This is a genomic window from Cytobacillus firmus DS1 (genome assembly GCF_000565285.1).
Lineage (GTDB): Bacteria > Bacillota > Bacilli > Bacillales > Cytobacillaceae > Cytobacillus > Cytobacillus firmus_A.
Genome location: NZ_APVL01000010.1, coordinates 38,261 through 62,104, shown reverse-complemented (window position 1 = coordinate 62,104; position 23,844 = coordinate 38,261). Strand labels below are relative to the sequence as shown.

At 40.1% G+C, this 23,844-nt stretch carries 22 protein-coding genes; 18 read left to right on the top strand and 4 right to left on the bottom strand.

Annotation, left to right across the window (positions count from 1 at the left end):
* The first annotated feature begins 119 nt into the window (after positions 1-119).
* The 17 genes from PBF_RS14240 (at position 120) to PBF_RS14160 (ending at position 17,353) form a co-directional block, all read left to right on the top strand.
* Positions 120-677, top strand: a complete 558-nt coding sequence (locus PBF_RS14240) for a TRAP transporter small permease (protein ID WP_051488885.1) — start codon at positions 120-122, stop codon at positions 675-677.
* The gene (locus tag PBF_RS14235) at positions 674-1,942 is read left to right on the top strand and encodes a TRAP transporter large permease (RefSeq protein ID WP_035330507.1); all 1,269 of its coding nucleotides are present in this window, start codon (positions 674-676) and stop codon (positions 1,940-1,942) included. The genes PBF_RS14240 and PBF_RS14235 overlap by 4 nt, the downstream gene beginning before the upstream one ends.
* Before the next feature lie 37 nt (positions 1,943-1,979).
* A complete protein-coding gene (locus PBF_RS14230) occupies positions 1,980-2,624 on the top strand; it encodes a GntR family transcriptional regulator (RefSeq protein WP_035330506.1) in 645 nt (214 codons plus the stop codon).
* Positions 2,625-2,674: 50 nt separating this feature from the next.
* Entirely contained in the window at positions 2,675-3,535 is an 861-nt protein-coding gene (locus PBF_RS14225) for an HpcH/HpaI aldolase/citrate lyase family protein (protein ID WP_035330505.1), read from the top strand.
* Between the two features lie 13 nt (positions 3,536-3,548).
* Positions 3,549-4,901, top strand: a complete 1,353-nt coding sequence (locus PBF_RS14220; protein WP_051488884.1) for an MmgE/PrpD family protein — start codon at positions 3,549-3,551, stop codon at positions 4,899-4,901.
* A 23-nt stretch (positions 4,902-4,924) separates the two neighbouring features.
* Complete coding sequence (locus tag PBF_RS14215) at positions 4,925-6,388, top strand: SLC13 family permease (protein ID WP_035330504.1); 1,464 nt, start codon at positions 4,925-4,927, stop codon at positions 6,386-6,388.
* A gap of 89 nt (positions 6,389-6,477) precedes the next feature.
* Positions 6,478-7,140 (top strand): GntR family transcriptional regulator, encoded by a 663-nt coding sequence (locus PBF_RS14210; protein ID WP_035330502.1) that lies wholly within the window; start codon positions 6,478-6,480, stop codon positions 7,138-7,140.
* A gap of 53 nt (positions 7,141-7,193) precedes the next feature.
* Positions 7,194-8,393, top strand: a complete 1,200-nt coding sequence (locus PBF_RS14205; RefSeq protein ID WP_035330501.1) for an ATP-grasp domain-containing protein — start codon at positions 7,194-7,196, stop codon at positions 8,391-8,393.
* Complete coding sequence (locus tag PBF_RS14200; protein ID WP_035330500.1) at positions 8,394-9,311, top strand: succinate--CoA ligase subunit alpha; 918 nt, start codon at positions 8,394-8,396, stop codon at positions 9,309-9,311.
* Positions 9,308-10,666 (top strand): MmgE/PrpD family protein, encoded by a 1,359-nt coding sequence (locus PBF_RS14195; RefSeq protein ID WP_035330498.1) that lies wholly within the window; start codon positions 9,308-9,310, stop codon positions 10,664-10,666. Before PBF_RS14200 ends, PBF_RS14195 begins: the two co-directional genes overlap by 4 nt.
* Positions 10,645-11,286 carry a succinate dehydrogenase gene (locus PBF_RS14190; RefSeq protein ID WP_235192257.1) on the top strand — a complete coding sequence of 214 codons (642 nt, stop codon included), beginning with the start codon at positions 10,645-10,647 and terminating at the stop codon, positions 11,284-11,286. The genes PBF_RS14195 and PBF_RS14190 overlap by 22 nt, the downstream gene beginning before the upstream one ends.
* Before the next feature lie 50 nt (positions 11,287-11,336).
* Positions 11,337-13,112, top strand: coding sequence for a succinate dehydrogenase flavoprotein subunit (gene sdhA / locus PBF_RS14185; protein ID WP_035330496.1), 1,776 nt, complete (start codon positions 11,337-11,339; stop codon positions 13,110-13,112).
* A gap of 18 nt (positions 13,113-13,130) precedes the next feature.
* Complete coding sequence (gene sdhB / locus PBF_RS14180) at positions 13,131-13,883, top strand: succinate dehydrogenase iron-sulfur subunit (RefSeq protein WP_035330495.1); 753 nt, start codon at positions 13,131-13,133, stop codon at positions 13,881-13,883.
* The gene (locus tag PBF_RS14175; RefSeq protein WP_035330494.1) at positions 13,880-15,421 is read left to right on the top strand and encodes an FAD-binding protein; all 1,542 of its coding nucleotides are present in this window, start codon (positions 13,880-13,882) and stop codon (positions 15,419-15,421) included. Before sdhB ends, PBF_RS14175 begins: the two co-directional genes overlap by 4 nt.
* 22 nt (positions 15,422-15,443) lie before the next feature.
* On the top strand, positions 15,444-16,289 hold the full coding sequence (locus PBF_RS14170; RefSeq protein ID WP_035330493.1) for a fumarate hydratase: 846 nt from the start codon (positions 15,444-15,446) through the stop codon (positions 16,287-16,289).
* A gap of 11 nt (positions 16,290-16,300) precedes the next feature.
* Positions 16,301-16,864: a Fe-S-containing hydro-lyase gene (locus tag PBF_RS14165; protein ID WP_035330492.1), complete on the top strand. Its 564-nt coding sequence runs from the start codon at positions 16,301-16,303 to the stop codon at positions 16,862-16,864.
* Positions 16,865-16,972: 108 nt separating this feature from the next.
* On the top strand, positions 16,973-17,353 hold the full coding sequence (locus PBF_RS14160; RefSeq protein WP_035330491.1) for a VOC family protein: 381 nt from the start codon (positions 16,973-16,975) through the stop codon (positions 17,351-17,353).
* Between the two features lie 60 nt (positions 17,354-17,413).
* Here the strand turns inward: PBF_RS14160 and PBF_RS14155 are convergent, their stop codons facing one another.
* The 4 genes from PBF_RS14155 to PBF_RS14140 all read right to left on the bottom strand — a co-directional run bounded on the left by PBF_RS14155 (position 17,414) and on the right by PBF_RS14140 (position 22,191).
* Entirely contained in the window at positions 17,414-18,862 is a 1,449-nt protein-coding gene (locus PBF_RS14155; protein WP_035330490.1) for an NAD-dependent succinate-semialdehyde dehydrogenase, read from the bottom strand.
* An 18-nt stretch (positions 18,863-18,880) separates the two neighbouring features.
* Entirely contained in the window at positions 18,881-19,987 is a 1,107-nt protein-coding gene (locus tag PBF_RS14150; protein WP_081757282.1) for a zinc-binding dehydrogenase, read from the bottom strand.
* Positions 19,988-20,015: 28 nt separating this feature from the next.
* A complete protein-coding gene (locus PBF_RS14145) occupies positions 20,016-21,530 on the bottom strand; it encodes a sodium:solute symporter family protein (RefSeq protein ID WP_035330488.1) in 1,515 nt (504 codons plus the stop codon).
* 112 nt (positions 21,531-21,642) lie between these two features.
* Entirely contained in the window at positions 21,643-22,191 is a 549-nt protein-coding gene (locus tag PBF_RS14140) for a hypothetical protein (RefSeq protein WP_035330487.1), read from the bottom strand.
* A gap of 216 nt (positions 22,192-22,407) precedes the next feature.
* On the opposite strand from PBF_RS14140, the gene PBF_RS14135 reads away from it, so the two are divergent.
* The gene (locus tag PBF_RS14135) at positions 22,408-23,793 is read left to right on the top strand and encodes a sigma-54 interaction domain-containing protein (protein ID WP_064503417.1); all 1,386 of its coding nucleotides are present in this window, start codon (positions 22,408-22,410) and stop codon (positions 23,791-23,793) included.
* Positions 23,794-23,844 lie beyond the last annotated feature (51 nt).

Here is a 23,844-nt window from a genome sequence, read left to right as displayed (position 1 = left end):
TGAATACACAAAAAATAATAAAAAAATAAAATTTTCTGTTTATTTTTATTTCTATTTCTTGTATATTGAAAAAGAAACCAAGCAAGGATTGGATACAATCCAAAAAAGGAGTTGATTGTATGAAGCTCTTTAAATGGCTTGATCACATCGAAGAAGGCGCAGCTGGATTGCTATTTATAGGAGGAGTAGTTGTCAGTTTATATGGTGTATTTACCAGATATGTGTTAAATGCACCACAGGCATGGGTCACTGAAATTTTTGAATTTCTTCTCGTTTGGTCTATTTTTATTGGATTTGGAATGGCTTTAAAAGACAATCGTCACATTCAGGTAGAGTTGTTGTTTGATTTGCTGCCAAAAGGATTAAAAAAAATCGTTGCCGGTATTAGTAATATTATAGGAGCGTGCTTCACCTTTTATCTCGCTTTTTCATCCCTTGAATTGATAACGCTTTCAAAAGAGCAGGGGATCACTACCATTGATGTCGGGATTCCAATTTGGATAACCTATTTGGTTCTGCCTGTGGGAATGAGTTTGCTTGGGGTTTACTTTATTGTGAAGGCTTATCGGGCATTTACAGGGGATAAACGTGAAATTACAGGAGAACTTGAACATCTCTATGAAGAAATGCAGGAGCTAAATAAGAAAGAAACTGATCAGAAGGGAGTAGGAGCATGAGTCCGGTTCTAGTATTGTTTTTGGTCTTTGCCATTCTTTGCCTTATTAGAGTGCCTATTGCGGTCAGCTTAGGGCTTTCAAGTGTTGTTGCTCTGTCCATGATCGACTTTACCCTATATACTGTCATTCAAAAAATGTTTAACTCCTTAAATTCAGCAACACTAATGGCTATTCCAGGGTTTGTATTTGCTGGGATTATAATGTCAAAAGGCGGAATATCCTTTCATTTGATTGAAGCTCTAAAATCGTGGGTCGGCCATATTCGTGGAGGACTCGCGGTAGTTACCATCCTTGCATGTATGATTTTTGCTGCAATCTCCGGTTCAAGTCCCGCTACAGCAGCAGCAATCGGGAGCATTATGATTCCAGGAATGGTTAAAGCAGGCTATAGCAAGCGATATGCAATGGGATTAGTTGCAGCAGCAGGGACACTTGGAATTCTGATTCCTCCTTCCATACCCTTAATCATTTACGCGTCGGTTGCAGAAGAATCTGTAGGTAAACTTTTTGCTGCAGGGATTATCCCGGGTTTATTGCTGGGCGGTATTTTACTTTTTTCAGCAATTGTTAACGCACGAATTAATAACTATGGTAAGTTGCCAAAGGAGCCAATGAATGTACGCTGGAAAAAAACCTATAAGGCCATTTGGGGTTTTCTTCTTCCTGTTATTATCCTCGGAGGAATATACTCTGGAATTGTAACCCCAACTGAAGCAGCATTTGTTTCATGTTTCTATGGAATCATTGTTTCAGTATTTATCTATAAAGAAATGTCGTTTCCTAAATTCAGGGAAGTACTTAAGGAATCCATCAATATTACTTCGATGATCTTCCTGGTTATTGCCTCAGCTATGATCTTTGGAATGTTCTTAACGACAGAGCAAGTACCGCAAAGTTTCGCGGCATGGATTGAAGAAAGCACAACGAATAAATGGATTTTTATGATTGGTGTTAATTTAATGTTCTTCGTGCTTGGAATGTTCCTGGAAGCTGTAGCGATTATCTTAATTACCTTGCCAATTTTACTTCCGGTTCTAGTGATGTTTGATATTAATATTATTCACTTTGCGATTATAATGACGATTAATATGGAATTGGCAATGATTACTCCTCCTGTAGGATTGAATCTTTTTGTAGTAAGCGGAATCACTAGGGAAAAAGTAGGGGAAGTAGTAAGAGGAGTCCTGCCTTTCTTCGCTCTTATGGTATTGGCCCTTATATTAATTGTTATTTTCCCGCAGATTTCACTGTTATTAGCAAAATAATTCTTGGCAGTTTTTACAATGCTTAAGGAGTTTTTAAATGAATCAGGTAAAAGAATTTCATACATTACAAGAAAAAGTTACAGATATGATTAGGGAATCTATTTTCAACCAGGTTTATAAACCGGGGGAAAGATTGATTCAAGACGAATTAGCTTCAAGATTTGGGGTGAGCAGGATGCCTGTAAGAGAGGCTCTCCGCTGTCTCGAGAGAGAAGGACTAGTAGCCTTTCTTCCCCATAAAGGAGCACAGGTAATCGGCTTTAGAAGGGAAGATATAGAAGAGCTGTATTATCTGAGAGCACTCCTGGAGGGCATCACTGTTCAAAAATCAATGAATTTTCTTACAAATGAGGATAAGTCAGGCTTACATCTATTTGTAAAAAAAATGGACCAGGATATTGAAAACAATGATATGGATTCCTTTATTAGCCATAATCATCAGTTTCACATGCTGTTGCAAAAGGGATGTGATTGGAAAAAGATTAAATTGCTGACGAAGGAATTTATTGAGGGATACCCAGCTCATGTTCCAAGTCTCATTCCAAAAACAATGTTTGTTTCGAATGAAGAGCATAAACAAATGTTAAGAGCCCTTGAATTAAAGGATCCTATCATGCTGAGACAGCTGGTCGAAAGCCATATTATGAGGGCAGGGAATGCGCTTACTCAAGTAATTGAGTAAGCTATTCTTCCATATAATTGGATCCAATATCCGCGAAGGAGGAGTTAACAATGGCACCTAAACGATCCTACTTATTTGTACCGGCAGTTTCTGAAAAAATAATGGGAAAAGCATTATCCAGTGCAGCAGACAGTGTCATTTTTGATCTGGAGGATGCTGTCGCCATTAATGAAAAAGAGATTGCTAGAGAAAGGGCAAAAAATTACTTGCTAAATTACCCAGCTGAAAAAGATGTGTATATCAGAATTAATGACTTTACAACTGTGTATTGGAGAAAAGATATCGAGTGTGCAGTTGAATCAGGTGCGAAGGGAATCATTGTCCCGAAAGCTGAAAGCGGCAGCAATATGAAAGTTATCTGCCAAACAGTGCTTGAGCTCCTTGAAAGGGCGGGAAGAAAAGGAGATCATTTTGAGGTGCTGCCACTTATCGAAACAGCTTCAGGTGTTCACTTTGCCTATGAAATTGCAAATTCTCATTCTTTGGTTCCGAGGCTAGTGTTTGGTTCAATTGACTATTCACTTGATATAGATTGCGAGCTAACTGATGGAGGTGAAGAGCTTTATTTTGCAAGGTCACAAATTGTTAACGCATCAAGGGCGGCAGGGATCAGTAGCCCAGTGGATGCGGTATATCCAGATCTATCCAATGAAGAAGGGTTATACAGAGAGGCTGTCCGGGCTAGAATTTCAGGATTTAAATCCAAGCTGTCTATTCATCCAAAACAGATAAATGCCATTCATCAGGTTTTTACTCCGGACGAAAAAGCCTTGGAAGAAGCAAGAGAAATAGTAGAAGCGTTTGAAGAGGCTGAACTTAATGGGAGTGCGTCCATTTCGGTAAGAAATAAATTAGTGGATTATCCAGTATATAAAAAAGCAAAAGGGCTATTAAACTATTCATGTTTATAAGAGGAGAGATAAAATGGTAACCACCCAAATTGCTAGAAATATCAACCATACAAATTTTGAACAAATAAGCGGAAATGCTGTATATGAAGCTAAGAGAAGTCTATTGAACTGGCTCGGTGTTGCTATAGGAGCAGCCTATCATGAATCAATGGATAAAGTTTTAAATGTTTCAAAATTGATGGAAAGCACCCCGCAGGCGTCTATTCTTGGAAGAAATGAAAAGACTGATATGCTTTTCGCAGCTTTGCTAAATGGCATGTCATCCCATATTTATGACTTTGATGACACACTGCTTGAAACAGTTCTTCACCCTTCTTCCCCTGTTTTTCCTGCTGTATTAGCATATAGCCAATATAAGAAAAAAACCGGTAAAGAGGTTTTAGAGGCTTTCATTTTAGGCTGTGAGGTTCAGGCCAGACTTGCCCTTGCTTTATACCCTTCCCACTACTGGCGGGGCTGGCATATTACCGGAAGCGTTGGAGGAATTGGCGCTGCTGCAGCAATGAGCAAGCTCTTAGGGCTTGACGAGGAGAAAACTTCCTTTGCTATTGGGATAGCCGCAACCGATCCTACCGGATTAAGGGAAATGTTTGGAACAATGACAAAACCTTATCATCCGGGAAAAGCAGCGATGAATGGGATGCTTGCAGCATTCATTGCAGGCGAAGGGTTTACAAGTTCTAAACAAGCATTGGAAGCAGAGCGCGGATTTATCAATGTTTTATCAGAAGAATCTAAAATGGAACTGTTGACAGATAAATGGGGAGATAAATGGAAAATTGAGAAAAACAGCTATAAGCCATTTGCCAGCGGCATTGTAACCCATCCGTCCATTGAAGGAATCATTGCCATACAGAGAGCACACAACTTAAAAGGAGAAGAAGTAGAAGAAATTCATATTACAGGACATCCTCTAGTTAAAGAACTAACCGGCAAAACAGATTTTAAAACAGGTCTTGAAGGGAAATTTAGTGTTTACCATTGCGTCGCTGCAGGATTCCTTCATTTAAGAGCTGGCGTGAATGAGTTTACTGATGATTTCGTTAATAAACCTGAAGTAAAGGCTTTAAGGACAAAAATACAGTTGAAGATAGATGAGAATATTAAAGAAGACCAGGTCAGATTAACAGTAAAATTGAAAGATGGCAGGGAACTCAGCCATTTCGTTGAACATGCTATTGGCAGTATGGATAATCCTATGACTGATCAGCAATTGATTGATAAATTCAAGGATGTTACGGGGAATATCATTAGTGAGGAAGCAAAAAAATTACTTATTGATCAGGTATTCCGCCTGGAAGAAATAGAGGATTTGGAAGGGTTTTTCCAGATGTGCACACCAGTTGAATCAGCCAGCCGTATTTAAGCAAAAGAAAGAAGGAGAGTAAATTGGGTGCTCCAAATACCAAGGCAAAAGTAAATTTTATGCCAAAGTCATCCTGGGTAAATTCTATTGGGTCTTCAAAAACATTTACCCTAATGCTGGGTGCTGCTCTGTCTGCATCTGTCTACGCTGTTTTGCCTGGAAGCAGTGTTTCTGCCAAAATCATGCTCGCCCTTTTAGTCTTAAGTGTCTTTTACTGGACATTTGAGCCCTTGCCGCTTGGGGTTACTGCTGTACTGCTGCTGGTGTTAATGCTGTTATTTAAAATTGTGAACATGGATATTATCTTCAGCGGTTTTTCCTCACCAGCCATTTTTTTGATAATAGGGGGAATGATGCTGGCAAGAGGAGTTAATGATACCCCACTTGCTAAAAGACTGGCATATTTGATTTTGGCAAAGTGGGCCGGCACAGCAAAAGGTTTATTAGCAAGCATTTTGCTCATCCCTCAGGTGCAGGCTTTTTTTATCCCTGCAGTAGCTGTAAGAGCTACCCTGATATTACCTGTTGCTTTAATGGCGCTCGATCATATAGGTGTTAAGAAGGATGGAAATCTGCGGAAAATGATACTGCTTGGTGTTGCATTTGGCGGAACAATAAGCGGAACGATTGTCATGACGGCAGCAATCGGAAATATCTTGACGGTAGAATTATTAAAGCAGTTTTTGGGGATTCAAATAACTTATTTACAATGGTTCATGTACACTGTTCCAATATGGCTGCTTTTAATTCCCTTATCCTGGCTGTTATTAATCAAGGTATTTCCCTTGTCAAAAGAAAATGAAGAATTTCATCATTTGAAGGAGGAAATGGACAAAAAGCTGAAAGAGTTAGGTGCTATCAATACAGATGAAAAAAAATGCATCGGTATTTTGATTCTTATCGTATGTTTATGGTTTACCGAACCGCTGCATGGACTTCACCCAAGCATTCCAACCCTGATAGGTGTTATATTAATGGCATTTCCAGGTGTAGGCTGTTCGAAGTGGGATAGTATGGTAAAAATCAATTTTGATACTATTCTCATTATGGGTGTAACTTTATCGCTTGGCTATGCTTTTAATCATTCGGGGGCAGCGGAACTTGTAGGGACTACTTTAAGTGCGGGATGGATTATTGATCTGCTTCGCTCACCGCTTACTGCTGTTGCATCCATTTTAATTATCACACAAATCCTGCATTTGGCTGTTGCCAACGTATCGACAGCAGTTGTGACGCTAATTCCTATTTTTATCGGGCTGTCAGGCAAGGCAGGTGCCGATCCGGTATTAATATGTATTACGGCTTCACTAGCCTGCCTCCATGGATATATTCTTGTAGTTGAAGCAACTCCCAATATTATTGTCCATAGCACTGGGCAGATCCAGCAAAAAGAGTTTATTATCCCGGGAATCTATATGACTATTATTATGATGGTCGTTACAATATTAACGGCTGTAACGTGGTGGAACTGGATCGGTTTTTTGTAAAATAAACTTAAGTGTCAGAAAAGTGTAGACAATAATATTTGGATCCTGTATCCTAAAACTAAAATAGGATAAGGAAAGGTATTTGAAATATGTCTATGAATCAGGACTTACGAATTGAGAATAGGGATACACTCCATTTAAAAGTGTGCAATGTAATAAGAGAAGCGATTATCAGAGGGGATTTCAAGCCGGGTGAAAGGTTAAAGCAATCAGATCTGGCAGAAAAAATGGGCGTTAGCAGGATGCCTGTCCGAGAAGCATTTAGAAAACTGGAGTCAGAGGGACTTATTAAGCTGGAGCCGCATAAAGGTGCCGTAGTGAAATCAATCAGCATTAAGGACATTGAAGAAATTTATGCCTTAAGATCTGAGCTGGAGAAAATGGCTGTTTACCAAAGCGTTGATTTATTAACAGACGAAGATATCAACCAGCTTTCTTCGCTTGTAGCCGAAATGGAAAAGGCCGATGATGCAGACACTTTTGTACAGTATAACATTGACTTTCACCGTTTGCTTGTAAAAAGATGTAATTGGGAACGTCTTAATTCATTTATTGGCACATTGTGGAATGGCCTTCCGCAGCAAACACCACACCTTCTAACCGGACAAATTGAAACCTCAAATACAGAACATAGAAAAATCCTTGAAGCAGTTGTAAAAAAAGATAAGGAAACCGCTGCTAATATTGTATCGGAGCATATCTACCGAACAGGAGAATCTTTAATAGAAAGCCTGAAGAAAGAAGGGAAGTAAATTCCCTTTCTTTTATAAATTGGATCCAATATCCAAAAAAGGAGAAATGAAAAATGGGCAGAATGCTGGAGAATGTTAGTAAAACTATTCTAAAAGAACATGGTGTCCCTGTGCCAGGCCATGCAGTTATTTCAGGTAGTGAAGAAATAACTGAACAGCATTTAACAAAACCATGTGTTTTAAAAGCTTTGGTCCCGGTAGGGAAAAGAGGAAAAGCTGGGGCTATCAAGTTTGCAGACACTGTAGAAGAGGCAAGGTACAAGGCAGATGAAATTTTGGGTATGACAGTTAGAAACTTTCCTGTAGATAAGGTTTTGCTAGAAGAAAAGATTGATATAGATGAAGAATGGTATGTTTCCATTACAATTGACCCTCAAAAACAGGTTCCGGTAGTTATTGCTACGACAGAAGGGGGAGTTGAAGTAGAAGATCTTGTTAAAGATTCCCCTGAGAAAATTGTAATTTATCATGTTGAACCTTTTGCCGAGCTTCAGCCATACCAGTCAAAGGAAATTTGGAGCAGACTCGGAGTTACGGGCAAGCCTTTAGTAAAAGCTGCAGCAATCCTATGCAAATTATATAATATCTTTCTTAGGTATGACTGTTATATATTGGAAATTAACCCGTTGGTACTTACAAGGGACGATGAAGTAATGGCAGCAGCTTCGGTTATGGGTGTGGATGATTCGGCGCTATACCGCCACCCAGAACTTGAAGGCAAAGTAGAATCAGGCAGTGAACGGTCCTGGAGGCCTTTAACCCAGCTTGAGAAGGATATGGTAAAAGTTAATGACGCAGATTATCGCGGAACAGCACGTTATACGGAAATGGATGGCGGTGAAATTGGTTTTATGTGCGGAGGCGGAGGCGGAAGCTTATTAAGTTTTGACGCCCTTATTAATTTAGGAGCCTCTCCTGCAAATTACACAGAAACGGGAGGTAATCCGCCAGAAGAAAAAGTAACGGGATTAACAAAAGGAATTCTCTCCAAGGAAGGAGTAAAGGGCCTGTTTGTGGCACACAACATAACCAATAATACACAAATCGATGTCTTTGCCCGGGGAATTGTAAAGGCCATTGAAGAATTAGGCGTAGACCCTGCAGAGTTTCCCATAGTTGTGAGGGAAGCAGGAGTTAATGACGAAGAGGGAAAAAGAATTTTTCTTGAAGCAGGTATTACTTATTTCGGGGAAGATTTAACAATTGAAGAAGCAGCAGCAGAAATGGTTAAAAAGATGAGAGGGGTATCCTAAATGTCAATTCTAATCAATCAAAACACTCGATTAGCTGTACAAGGAATTACAGGCCGGGAAGCTTCTATGATTGTCAGCCATACTCTTGCCTATGGTACTAATATTTTTGCAGGCATTACACCCGGTAAAGGAGGACAGCATGTTCAAGGAGTACCAGTTTACGACACGGTTGCAGAAGCTGTTAAAAAGCATGATATAAATGCATCTCTGATTGTTGTGCCTCCTGCGTTTGCATTGGATGCTGTTCTCGAAGCAATTTCCAGTGGAATTAAGCTGATTGTTGTTACAACGGAAAATATACCTCAGCATGATGCAGTAAAATTGCTATACGCTGCGCGAAAAAAAAATGTTACGATCATCGGTCCTAATACGGTTGGCATGATTAATCCGAAGGACCGCATAAAGATGGGATCCATAGGTGGTGATCGGCCAGAACGCTGTTTCGTTCCTGGAAATGTCGGAGTGATATCAAGAAGCGGGGGGATGACTGCTGAAACCTCCTGGATGGTTAAGAGGGCCGGGTTTGGTGTTACAACAAGTATAGGCATTGGCGGAGATAGTTTAATCGGAACCAAGATTAAAGACCTTCTTGTTCTGTTTGAAAAAGACAATGAAACCGAAGCTGTTGTTACTTTTTCGGAGCCTGGAACCTCATTTGAAGAAGATGCTGCCCAATTATTAAAAGAGGGGGGTTTTACAAAGCCGTTAATATCCTTTGTTGCCGGCAAGTTTACAGAATCCATGCCGGAAGGAACTGTTTTTGGCCATGCCGGAGCGATGATTTCCGGAAATACAGGCCGTCCTTCCTTAAAGATGAAAGCGCTTAAAGATTCAGGTGCACATGTAGTGGAGAAGTATGATGATATCATTAGCGCTTTGCAAACGGTGTTAGGTGCAAAGGTAGGTGAAGTAAAATGATATTAACCAGAGTGTTAGCTGAATATGCGAGTAATGTTAGATATGAAGATTTGCCAGATGAAGTTGTCGAGTACACGAAACTTTGTATTCTGGATTGGTATGGTTCAGCACTTGCGGGAAAAGATGAAAAACCGATTCAATCGATATTGGAATTGATTCGAGAGTGGGGCGGAAATGAACAAGCAACTCTCATAAATGGGGGAAAGTCTTCCATTGGCAATGCCTGCTTGGTCAATGCGGCTGCAAGCCATATAGTAGAGCTGGATGATATTCATAAATCATCCATTATCCATGCAGGTACGGTTGTCATTCCAGCAGCTGCAGCTGTTGCTGAAGCCTATGGATTAAGCGGAAAAGAACTTATTACCGCAGTAGCTGTGGGGTATGAAATTTGCTACAGAATTGGAGAGGCTGTTTCACCTTCCCATTATTATTACTGGCATAACACAGCAACCTGCGGGACTTTTGGTTCGGCTGCAGCAGTAGCTAAGCTTCTGAACCTAAATGTTGAGCAAACTATGTATGCTCTCGGAAATGCTGGCACACAAGCAGCGGGTTTATGGGAGTTTATTGAGGATGGAGCTAACACGAAACAGCTTCATACTGCAAAAGCAGCTTATAATGGCGCACTTGCTGCCTTGCTGGCGAAAAAAGATTTCACATCCGCATCAAGAATACTGGAAGGCAGAAGGGGCTTTTTCAATGCCATGTCAGAGAAATATGATGCAGATAAAATTACCAGAAATCTTGGCAAAGAATTCAAGATTATAGAAAATAGTTTTAAAATCCATGCCTCCTGCCGTCATACACACCCAGCGATGGATTGCATTTTAAACATCATGAAGGAAAATGCACTCACCCACGACCAAATACAAAATATCTCAATTAAAACCTATCAAACTGTCCTGAATATTACAGATAACCCAAATCCTGATACCGTTTATGCTTCTAAATTTAGCAGCCAATTTTGCGCGGCTTTAATTGCCATTAAGGGTTCTGCCTCATTAATCGATTATAATAAGGAAATTTTACAATCGCCTGTGATAAGAAACCTGATGGAAAAAGTCAGTGTTGAAGCCGATCCTTATTACGAAAATGCTTATCCTGAAAAATGGGGGGCAAAAGTAGTTATAACTATAAAAGATGGCAGAACATTCAGTGAAGGAACAGAATATCCAAAGGGTGATCCGGAAAAACCTGCGGATAAGGAAGAACTGATTCAAAAATTTAAAACAATGACTTTAGACAAAGTATGGAACGCTGAAGAAAAGGTTCAGGCCATTTTACAATTAGAAGAAATTAGCGCAGCTGAAATGATGGAAGCGGGGGAAGAGTGTTGCAAACAAATACAGTAGCGCCTCTTTCAAATTCAAGAAGATTTGTTCTTACAAGACTGCATTCACTAGCGGGGCTTATCCCGCTAGGCCTTTTTTTAATACAGCACTTAATGGGGAATGCATTGGCTATCCTAGGAAGCGAGAAATATGACGAACATATTCAATTTATGCTCAATCTCCCATTTTTGCTCTTGCTTGAAATTGGATTTATAGCCATTCCCCTTTTATTTCACGCTATCTACGGAATCTATTTATCTTTCATTTCCAAACCGAATGCACATGTATATAAATACAAGCGAAACATAAGTTTTCTTCTCCAAAGGGTAACAGGAATCATTACCTTTATTTTTGTTATCTATCATGTCTGGGCACTTAGAATCAGTCCAGTAATCAGCGGAAATGAGATTAATCATCAGGTGGTTGGGGAACATTTGGCAAACCCTGTTATGATGATTTTTTATATGGCAGGTGTATTAAGCACAACCTATCATTTTACAAATGGAATTTCCACTGCTCTCATAACTTGGGGGTTAACAATTGGTCCTTCATCCCAAAAAACGGTCAGGAATCTGTGTTTTGGATTGTTTATTATTTTAACTGTCTTGGGATTAGGAAGTCTAATTTCATTTGTTAGTTAAACTCCACCCAGGATTTAAATTTTAGTGCTTTCAAATGGAGAGGGGATATTATGAAAAACCAGGAAATTATTGTGATTGGCGGCGGCCTGGCAGGATTAATGGCCACTATTAAAATAGCAGAAGCCAAAAAGAAAGTGAAATTGTTTTCTCTTGTCCCGGTTCGCCGTTCCCATTCGGTGTGTGCCCAAGGGGGCATCAATGGGGCTGTAAATACAAAGGGAGAAGGAGACTCTGTATGGGAGCACTTTGATGATACCATTTATGGCGGTGACTTTTTAGCCAATCAGCCTCCGGTAAAAGCAATGTGCGAAGCTGCGCCGGACATTATTTATTTATTGGCTAGAATGGGCGTGCAATTTAACCGTACAGAAGAAGGCCATATTGATTTTAGAAGGCTAGGAGGTGCTAAATATTCCAGGACGGCTTTTGCTGGATCGACAACAGGTCAGCAAATTCTTTATGCGCTTGATGAACAAGTTCGCAGATATGAAGCAGAGGGTCTTGTTGAAAAATTTGAATACTGGGAATTAGTATCGCTTATTAAAGATGATGAAGGAAGATGCAGAGGCATTTCTGCTCAGAATTTAAAAACGATGGACATTCAGACATTTAAATCAGATGCAGTCATTTTAGCATCAGGCGGCATAGGCAATATCTTTAGAAAAAGTACAAATTCCATCATTAATACAGGAAGTGCACATAGCATTGCATACCAACAAGGTGCCAGATATGCAAATGGCGAATTTATTCAGATTCATCCAACAGCAATTCCAGGAGATGATAAACTTCGGCTGATGTCTGAGTCAGCTCGCGGTGAGGGTGGAAGAGTATGGGTCTACAAAGAGGGTAAACCGTGGTATTTTCTCGAGGAGAAATATCCTGCTTACGGAAATCTCGTTCCAAGGGATATTGCTACAAGGGAAATCTTCCATGTATGCGTAGATCTCAAACTAGGGATCAACGGAGAAAATATGGTTTACCTTGATCTTTCCCACCTGCCTGCGGAATTACTGCAGAGAAAGCTTGGCGGAATAATTGATATCTATGAAAAATTTGTGGGTGAAGATCCAAGAAAGCTTCCGATGAAAATATTCCCTGCTATGCATTACTCAATGGGCGGCCTTTGGGTTGATTATGATCAGATGACAAATATACCCGGGCTATTTGCATGCGGAGAATGTGATTACCAATTTCATGGTGGAAACCGCCTTGGAGCAAATTCCTTAGTTTCGGCTATATATGGCGGGATGGTGGCTGGCCCAAATGCTGTCAGCTATGTAAATTGCCTTGAAAAATCTTGTGAAGACCTTGCACCCTTCATTTTTGAAAATGAACAGAGAAAGCAAGAAGAAGAAGTTGAAAAAATCTACAAAATGAACGGTCATGAAAATCCATATCAGCTGCATGTGGAGATGAGTGACTGGATGGTGGATAATGTGACCGTTGTCAGATATAATGACCGGCTTCAAAAAACAGATGAGAAGCTTCAGGAGCTTCAGGCACGTTTCAGGAACATTGGAATAGATGATAAATCAAGGTGGCATAACAGAACCGTTCCGTTTGTCCGCCAGCTTAAAAATATGCTTGAGCTTGCGAGAGTCATTACGCTTGGCGCTCTTAACCGGAATGAGAGCAGGGGGGCCCACTATAAGCCTGAGTTCCCTAATAGAGATGATGAGAATTGGCTAAAAACGACAATTGCTATATATACCCCGTTTGGTCCAAGCTTTTCTTATGAACCAGTTGATCTTAAATATATTGCTCTAAGACCAAGGAGATATGACATTGTAACATCAGGAAAAAAAGAAGAGGCATCAAAAGTATAAGGAAAAGCAGGTGAAAAGATGGGTGCTGCAGTGGATATCAAGCTTAAAATAAAGCGAAAAGATTCATCCGATTCTTCCTTTTATTGGGAGGAATTTAATATCCCTTTCCGGAAGAATATGAACGTAATATCTGCATTAATGGAGATACAGAAAAATCCGGTTAACGCCAACGGAGAAAAAGTAAGATCAGTAGCTTGGGAGTATAACTGTCTTGAGGAAGTCTGCGGGGCGTGCAGCATGAGAATAAATGGAAAAGTCCGCCAGGCATGCTCTACCTTAGTGGATCGGCTCGAACAGCCTATCCATCTAGAGCCAATGGAAACATTTCCTGTAGAAAAGGATCTGGTTGTAAACAGAGACCGCATGTTTAGTGCTCTAAAGAAAATAAAAGGATGGATCCCGATTGATGGAACCTATGCATTGGGGGCTGGTCCTCTAATTTCCTCAGATGTTCAGCAAGAAGCTTATAAGTATTCAACCTGTATGACCTGCGGATGCTGCCTCGATGCATGCCCAAATGTTAATAGCAGTTTACCATTTATTGGCCCTCAGGCATTGGGGCAGACTAAATATTTTAATATGCACCCTACTGGAGCACAGCAAAAGAATGATAGATTATCAGTAATGATCGGGGAGGAAGGGTTAGCTAACTGCGGAAACTCGCAGAACTGTGTCCAGGTTTGCCCGAAAGAAATCCCATTAACAACTGCTATTGCTGAACTAAATAAAGATGCAAATCGTTTTGCATTATGGAGCTGGTTAAAGAGATGAGGCAAATTCAATATAATCAATATGACGTAATGGTAATTGGCGGGGGGCAGGCTGCTTTGGCTGCTGCCATTTCTGCTAAAGAAGAGGGTGCATCTGTTGTTCTGGTCACAAAAGGAAAAGCAGGGCTTGGGGGTTCATCAGTTATTTCAGATAGTGTGCATTCGGCCATATTTTCTCCTGGAGATTCTCCTGATATTTTCTTAAAGGATCTATTAGAAGGAGGCAGGCATTTATCTGATAAAAGGTTAGCAAGAATTTTAGCCGAAGAATGTACTGTCAGAGTCAATGAATTAGAAAGCAAATTTGGAATTCATCTAGAAAGGGAAAGGGTGGTTATTACTCCTGGCCATTCCTTTCCAAGAAGAGTTTATGCCGGGACAGGACTTGGAAAAAATATTACAAAGCCTATGCGTGATTATGCAATAGAAATAGGAATCGATTTACATGAACAATCTGAAGTTGTTGACTTAATAAAAGATAATAATGAAGTAAAAGGTGCACTGATCCAAAAAAATAAGAAGTTTCATATTATTTATTCACCGGCTGTTATATTGGCAACCGGGGGTTTTGGAGGACTCTATCAATCTTCGGATAATCCAAGGGATGTGTCGGGTGAAGGAATCGGCATGGCATGGAGACATGGGGCTATTCTTGTTGATATGGAGTTTGTGCAATTTTATCCTTACCGTTTGCAGCATCCGGCAAATATCGATATCATGACAAAAATTTTTGCAAAAGGCGCTTTTCTTGTAAACGATAAAGGGGAACGGTTTATGGAAAAGTATCCTAAAAAAGAGCTTGAAACAAGAGATAAACTTAGTTATGCAATGTTTAAGGAAAATAAAGTACTTCTGGATTTTTCTGCGGTGGCGGGGAATGTTCTTCAGCTTGACAGTCCATATCTGTATCGTCTGTATCAAAAAGGGCATGAGGGAGAATGGGTTATGAGTCCTGTACAGCATTATTGTATGGGTGGAATCCAGACAGATGAATGGGGAAGAACAAACATTCCAGGTCTATACGCTTGCGGAGAAGTGACGGGCGGCCTACATGGGGCGAATCGTTTAGGCGGGGGCTCTTTAACTGAATCACTGGTTTTTGGATACCGTGCGGGAAAGATGGCTGTACAGGAAAAATCGATGGAGAGCATTGCCGGCATTATGGCCTCAGGAACAGAAGAATTAATAGATAACTCTCCAATAATTGGGGAATCTGAAATGATCAAAAAAGTAAAAGACGTTATGTGGCAGAAGGTGGGGATTGAAAGAACCTCCCTTTCTTTGAAGGAAGCTGCAGATGAATTAAATTTAATCGCGTTAAATTTGGAGAATGAAAATAGTATTCAGGCTCTCCAGATTTGTGATAAAGTACGATCCGCGTGGGCATCAGCAATCTCCGCAGCTGCAAGGAAAGAAAGCCGCGGAGCACATAAAATTCAGGATGTTAAAGAAGAAAAGAAGGAGTGGCAGGGCAAAAACAGAATACACAAAACTAGCCTGCAATTTACTCCGTTATCTTCCAAAGTTGAGATGCCTTAAAGATGAAAAAGGAGAAGATCGTATGAGAACAATTACTTATGAGGAAATTGTTGAACGAGTTTCGAAAATGTGTCAGGAAGCAAATTTTGATTTAGGGCAGGACGTAGTGGAAGCTTTTCAATCAGCATTAAAAAATGAATCTTCTGAAACCGGCAAAGACATACTGGAACAGCTAATATTAAATGCTGATATTGCAAAAAGCGAACGGGTTCCAATGTGCCAGGACACTGGAGTATCAGTATTTATCGTTGAGGTTGGACAGGACTGCCATATTGCTGGAGGCAGCATTTATAATGCTATAAATGAAGGCGTTAAAAAAGGTTATGAAGAAGGGTATTTGAGACATTCAATCGTGGATCACCCTATTACCCGGGAAAAAAGCAAGGGCTATAACACTCCTTCCATAATCCACATTGAACTTGTACCTGGGGATCAAATCGTCATCCATATGTCTGCAAAAGGAGGGGGCAGTGAAAATATGAGCAGTCTTAAAATGCTCAAGCCATCAGATGGTCTTGAAGGCATTAAGAAGTATATCCTTGATACGGTTGCAATCGCAGGGCCAAATGCCTGTCCTCCTCTTGTGGTGGGAGTTGGAATTGGAGGCAATTTTGAAAGATGTGCCTATTTGGCGAAGAAATCACTGTTCAGACCAATTGGCCACAGAAGTGAACGCCCAGAGCTTGCCCAATTAGAAAACGAGTTAATGGAAGAAATCAATAAACTGGGTATTGGGCCACAGGGCATGGGAGGAAATACAACTGCACTTGATGTGAAGGTTGAGATAGAGCCTTGCCACATTGCTGCATTGCCTGTAGCTGTTAATTTAAACTGCCATGCAAGCAGACATAAAGAAGTCAGATTGTAGGAGGAATTCATTTGTGTGCAAATAAAGTTAGCAGCCCAATAGATGAACAAGTATTGATCAGTTTAAAAGCTGGTGACCGTGTCTTGATCAGCGGTACGATATATACAGCGAGAGATGCAGCTCATAAAAGAATGTCAGAAGCTCTCCAAAAAGGGGAAGACCTTCCCTTCAATATTAAAGGCCAAACCATTTATTATGTTGGACCAACCCCAGCAAAGCCAGGACAGATTATTGGATCAGCCGGGCCGACTACAAGCGGAAGAATGGATAAATATACACCCTCGCTGCTGGATCGGGGCTTAAAAGGGATGATCGGAAAAGGCTACCGGAGCCAGGAAGTAATCGATTCAATGAAGAAAAATAAAGCGGTCTATTTTGCAGCAATTGGCGGTTCTGGAGCTTTGATCGCCAGATCTATTAAATCAATGGAAGTAATTGCTTATGAAGATTTAGGACCTGAAGCGATTTATAAACTGACTGTAGAGAACTTCCCGGCAGTCGTAATAATTGATAGCGAAGGAACAGACTGGTATCAAGTGGGAAAAGAGCAATTTAAGCAGCAGGCAGATCAATAAAATGCAGCAGGAAGATTGCTGATAAAACAAAACCTCTGAAGTGTTTGTCCGGGGTTTTGTTTTTTTTAGTTATTAAAGGAATTTTTTATAATTAAGGAGTGGATTGGAATGAAAATAGAAAGATTGGACCATTTAGTGATGACGGTACAAAGTATTGAAAAGACTTGTGACTATTATAATAAAGTATTGGGAATGGAGATAATAACATTTGGTGAAGGCAGAAAAGCCTTGAGGTTTGGAATCCAGAAAATAAATCTTCACCAAAAAGGGAATGAATATGAGCCCAAAGCCCTTAATCCAGCAGCTGGATCAGGAGATTTATGCTTCATTACAAAAACTGGTATGAATGAAGTGATAAAACATTTAGAGTGTTGCAATATTGCAATAGAAGAAGGGCCAGTTGAAAGAACGGGGACTCTTGGAGCAATTACTTCAGTCTATATTAGAGATCCGGATGGAAATCTTAGCGAACTATCAAACTCCAACTAATACCGCATTTTTGCATTCACTAAAAGAAATCCCAAAGCCATCATAGCTTTGGGATTTCTTTTATAGCTTTATTGAAACATATTTTACTTCCAAAAATTCATCAAGACCATGGTGTCCGCCTTCTCGGCCCAGCCCGCTTTCCTTTAATCCACCAAATGGAGCCTGTGCAGTAGAAGGGACTCCATCATTAATTCCGACTATGCCAAATTCCAATTTTTCATATGCTGTAATCGCGGTCTTTAAGCTTTCAGTAAAGGCATAAGCAGCAAGGCCATAACGGGAGCTGTTTGCCTTTTCAATGACTTCCTCTATACTCGTAAATTCAATGATCGGGGCAACTGGGCCGAAGGTTTCCTCCTGCATAATCACCATCTCCTCATGAACCCCGCTTAAAATGGTAGGTTCAAAGAAATAGCCATTGCTATATTCCTTAATCCTGTTCCCGCCATGCTCGATGACTGCACCTTTTTCAACTGCATCATCGATATGCTTCTTTACTTTCGTATAGGCTGCTTCATTAATTAAAGGTCCAATTTCCGCATCTGGTTCATAGCCCAAACCTACTTTGATTTTCGCCACTTCCTCTTTAAGCTTAGCTGTAAATTTAGGAAGAATTGATTTTTCGACATAAATTCGATTTGCACATACACAAGTTTGGCCGCAGTTTCTAAATTTTGATCCGATTACTCCGCTTACCGCTTTATCCAAATCTGCATCGCCAAAAATGATAACAGGTGCGTGACCTCCAAGTTCAAGTGAAACCTTCTTAACAGTTTCTGCAGCCCCGCGCATCAGAAGCTTGCCTACTTCTGTTGATCCGGTAAATGTAATCTTGGCAACACGCTCATCCTGAAGCCAAGTTTGCCCGATTTGTTGGGCATCCCCGGTGATCACATTGATAACTCCTTTTGGGATGCCTGCCTTTTCTGCAAGTTCAGCTAGTTTTATGGCTGTCAAGGGAGTTAATTCTGCTGGTTTGATTACGGCCGTACAGCCAGCAGCCAGGGCAGGAGCAATCTTCCTTGTAATCATGGCTGCCGGAAAGTTCCATGGTGTAATTGCTGCTACAACACCAACTGGCTGTTTAATCAATAGGATTCTCTTATCATGAAACGAAGCGGGTACTGTCTCACCGTAAATTCTTTTTGCTTCTTCTGCATACCAGGAAATGAAACTGGCTGCATATCCCACTTCACCCAGGGCCTCGGACAAAGGCTTCCCTTGCTCTTCCACTAAGACTCTTGCAACTTCTTCTTTATTTTCTATAAGAAGATCATGCCACTTTTTAAGCAAGGAGCTTCTTTCATAAGAGGTTGTCTGGGACCAGCTTTTTAATGCTTCATGAGCGGCATCAACAGCAAGCTTCGCTTCTTTTTCTCCGCCCTTTGGAACTGGACTGACAATTTCTCCGGTAGCAGGATTGATAACATCAAAGCTTTTCCCTGATTCGGCCTGAACCCAATTTCCATTTATATATAACTTATTAAGATCTGCAACTTTAGTGCTCAAAATAATCAACCCTTTCAATTAGTCTACTATAATAGAAGCCCGAGTAACTTCGCGTGCTGAGGATTTATCTAAGGCTTCCTGTATTTGATCAAGCGTAAACTCGGCATCAAGCATTTGATCAAATGGGTATTTTTCAATTGACGCAGATAAGAATTCAAGTGATTTTCTTAAGTACCATGGGTTATACCTAACTATCGGCAGTATTTTAATAGATTTTCTTGTTAATAAGCCTGGATCAAATTCAACAAATTTGCCAATGGAAACGTTTCCGATCGTAACATATTTTCCGCCTGGGCGAATTAAATGTATACCTTCAGCAAATGCAGCCGGTACACCGGCGAGCTCCATGCCTATGTCTGCTCCCTTGCCGTTAGTAAGCTGGAGAATGACATTCTCCCTGGACTCAAGGGTTGAATATTCATTCATGTCTATAACATGGTCTGCACCAAACTTTTTCGCTTGATCAAGCCTGTTCTTAATGCTATCTATAACAATCACTTTTGCACCTTTTTCTTTCGCGATTGCAGAAGCATATAAGCCTAATCCCCCAGCACCCTGAATTACAATGGTCTGATTATATCGAAGCTCAGCTTCTTCAATGCCAAAGTATACCTGGGAAAGGGCACAGTTGGCACTTGCTGCAGCAACATCTGATACATTTTCTGGTACTTTATAAAAGTATTGATTTTCGTGAATATAATAGTGAGTAGCAAATGATCCATGAAAATGAGGTTCAATTTCCGGCTGTTTTGTCCAGAATTCATAGGCATTTTCACAAAGGTGAAACCTGCCTTCCTGGCAAGGGCTGCATTTACGGCATGTGAGGAAATATGTTGAAACAATCCGATCTCCGATATTTACGGGATTACCAGCATAATCCTTTGTTACCCCTTCTCCAAGCTCATGAATAGTTCCAATCATTTCATGTCCAAGAACTCCCCGTTTAATACTGGGATGATGCCCTCTCCAAATGTGCAATTCAGATCCGCAAACATTTGTCCTGGTTACCTTAACTACAAGTGAACCTGGCTGTGGAGTAGGGATGCTGTATTCCTGATATTTGAGATTCAAGGGTTCGGTCATTACGGCTACTTTACCAGTTTTTACGGCTGTTTTTTCTGACATTTTTAATACTCTCCTATCATTTTTATATTTATGCTGAAATATCATTGCTCCCGAATACTCTTTCAATTTCTTTCTCACTTGGTTTTGCAGTTGCTAAAGTAACTATATACATAGTTGCCATGCCTATTAACACGGAGATACCTGCTGCACCAAACGGATTAGTAAAGCCGAAGCCGATTGGCAGGTAGATAACCCAATAAGATATGGAACCCGCAAGCATCGATGAAATGGCAGCTGTCTTTGTTGATCTTTTCCATAAAGTTCCCACACATAATGGTCCTGCTGTCGCTGAAACAATTCCTCCAATACCTATCCAAAGGAAGACAGAAAGTGATTGAGGAGGGTTCCATGCCATCAAAATAGCAACTCCTAATACAACAAATGTCCCATAACGGCTGATTATCATTTCTACTTTCTCTGCTTTCTCCGGGTCAATTCCTTTTCTGGGAACGATTGTTTTACGGTAGATGTCGTTAGCCAGAATTTGAGTCAGAGAAACAATTAGTCCATCAGAGGTTGACATAATGGCTGAAAGAACAGCTACTGCAAAAAGTCCGGCAATGATTGGAGGAAACAGTTCGTTGAACAGAACAGGGATTACCTGGTCAGCTGCAATATTGGCACCGGGGTCAATTAAGGCAATACCGAGCAAACCTCCTAGTGTCATAGCCGGCAAAGTAGTTGCCACAATTGTGCAGAACATAATTAGTCTTTTAAGTTCTTTCCCTGATTTAATGGCCATAAATTTATTTCCGATGTGCGGAAGGATGCTGAATGGGATATGTGCCACAAATAACAGGAACACAAGCCATGCACTGCCATAAGTAATATCGCCGGGCTTAAATAATACATCTAAGGAGCCTTCTGGTCTTCTTTCCTTAATTAGGTCCATCATGCCTGAAAAACCGCCTTCGACCCCGCCTCCAGTAAGGAAAGTCACTATAACGACAACGGCGATTACAAGCATTAAAAAGCCCTGCACTGCATCAGTCATTATATCTGAGTGCGACCCTCCCATAAACACATATGCTGCTAACACAATGCCTGTTAAAAACAGCCCTAAGTTATAATCAAGCCCCAACATGGTTTGGAACATAGTTGCAGCAGCAACAAATTGGGAGACTACGTAGAAAATTAACAAAACTGAAACAAGAGCTAATACTATTCTCAAAAAATCACTATTAAAACGTTCTCCCATAAATTCAGGAATGGTCCTGGTGCCAAATTTATCTCCGAACTTTTTTACATAGGATGCGATCAGGAGCATACCGAATACAGTTGCAATAGGATATAAAATAGGATACCAAAGACTTGGAGCACCCATGCTATATGCTAATCCCGGCATACCCATGAAGGTTGAGCCGCTAGCAATTGTTGCAGTAATGGCCAAACCCAGTGTAATAAAGCCATAAGAGGAGCGAGCTGTTGCAAAATCGTCTGAATTTTTTGTTTTCTTCATGCCCAGCCAGCCCATATAAATCATTGCAATTAGAAATAGGACCATAAAAATCCAGGAATACATAATTGTTGCGTTATTGACCATTTCATACACCTCCAAGAATCTAATTAGTCATCATTGATTAAGTCTGTTTTAAATAATATGAATCCCATAATAATCCAGGAAGCCAATACTAATCCAAGGTACCAAAACAGAATCATAGATTGTCACCTCCCTTCAAAACACCTAAGCAGCATTCTTTAATATGAGGGTAGTTGGAAAGAAGGTCCAGATTAGTGGAGGAATGCTCCAGCAGAAAATATTTTGTTCTTTCAGTTTTCCCGTTTGAATCAATCAAGATGGTATAAGGCATATGAATAACTTCTTCTTTAAACAATTCGATGACAGGCGGTGTCCAAATTCTTTTATAATGAATATAGTAAGTCCTAATGAACTCCCTGCTTACTTTCTGCTGCTCAGTTATTGAATGGTAAGGGGTAATTATTGCTGTTTCATCTGCCTCAATCTCCCCATAAACAGGGAAATGGTCAGAAAGCCCTGTGCTTCCTCTAACTAGATCTGCCCCAGTGATCGACCGGCTTTTTCGATCCTTCCGAAAAAAACTCTTATATCCAATGTTCCAAACTGAGAATAGGACGGGAAAAAAATATGTTCCTTCTTTCTCAAGTTTTTTTCCCTTTAATTGTGAAGATGACTTTTGTATTTCTTGATCGCTTAATACTTTCAAGCTATTAATCTTAATCATCAAATCCCTCCGAAAGCGCTGTCATATTTGATAATGCAAGAGCCGTGCCAAAATATATCGCTGACTTTATATTTCCTCTTTGATATAATGAAGGTATTAATATTTGACAGAAAATAAAATTTATTTACATAACTCTGAATTTAATCTTGATCGGTTTATGTTGCGATTTTGCAACGGATTTTGCTGTTTTGCAATAGAAAGGAGCTATATGAAGTGATGGTTGAAACTGAACAGATTAAGCATCATAATCATTATGAAGATTGTCTTGAGCTTGAAGCAGCAATCCATGCATGTCAGGAAGGAATCTATATTTGCAATGCAGACCTGAAATGTGTCAGGTTAAATTCTGCCTATACAAGAATTACAGGTTTAACAGAAGTAGAGTTAATTGGCAGGACAAGCATTGAACTTGAGGAAAACGGGACAATTTCCAAAGCTGTTGGAGTTATTGTTAAGAGAGAAAAAAAGGTGGTTTCTTTGATACAGAAGTTCCGGAGCGGCAAAAACGTACTCGTTACAGGGACTCCTGTATATAAAGAAGGTAAACTTTTTAGAATAGTCATAACTGCAAGAGATTTATCTGAATTAACTCAGCTGGAAAATCAATTAAATGATGCTGAGGAAAGGTCTGAAAGATATTTGAGGGAGCTTAGTTTATATAAAGAACATTTAAAAAGTGTAAAAATAGTTGCAAATAGCCCGCAAATGAAACAACTCCTCAATTTAGTTCCGAAAATATCCAAAGCGGATTCTCCAGTATTATTATTAGGGGAATCTGGTACAGGCAAAGAAGTTTTAGCCAGGCTTATACATGAGACAAGTCATGGCGGTGACAGTCCTTTTATTAAAGTGAACTGCGGGGCCATTCCCGGTGATTTATTGGAATCTGAACTTTTTGGCTATGTAAAAGGGGCTTTTACAGGCGCAAGTGAAAAAGGAAAGCCCGGATTGATTGAGATAGCAGAAAACGGAAGTTTGTTTTTGGATGAAGTAGGAGAACTTCCATTAAAGCTTCAAGTAAAGTTATTAAGGGTTATTCAGGACTTCGAGGTAACAAGACTTGGAAGCACAAAACCCAAGAAGGTGAGTTTCCGCCTTATTTGTGCCACGAACCGGCCATTAAAAGAAATGATGGAAAAGGGAGAGTTCAGGGAGGATTTATTTTACCGTATAAACGTTCTGCCAATTACTTTACCTCCATTGAGAGAAAGAAAGGAAGATATTATCCCTTTAATAATAAAAACAACTGATAAACTATCCTCCAGGTATGGAACACTCAAAACAATTTCTCCAGACGTAATAAAAATACTCGAAAGTTATCAGTGGCCAGGTAATATCCGGGAACTGGAAAATGTGATTGAACGGATTTTTATCATGACAGATGAAAGCACGATTCAAGTTAAGGACCTTCCGGCCAACATTGCTGCAGATAAAGTTAGTAAAGAGGCAAATACATTAAAAGAAAAGATGCAAATCCTTGAGAGGGACATAATTGAAGATATGCTGAAACAAAGTTCAAGTTTAAGAGAGGCAGCCAAAAAACTAGGGGTAGATGTTTCTACGTTGAGTAGAAAATGTCAAAGGTATGGGATATTACATTAAAATTTTACTAATTGTTTGATTGATAGGATTATTTGGAAATTATACTATCAA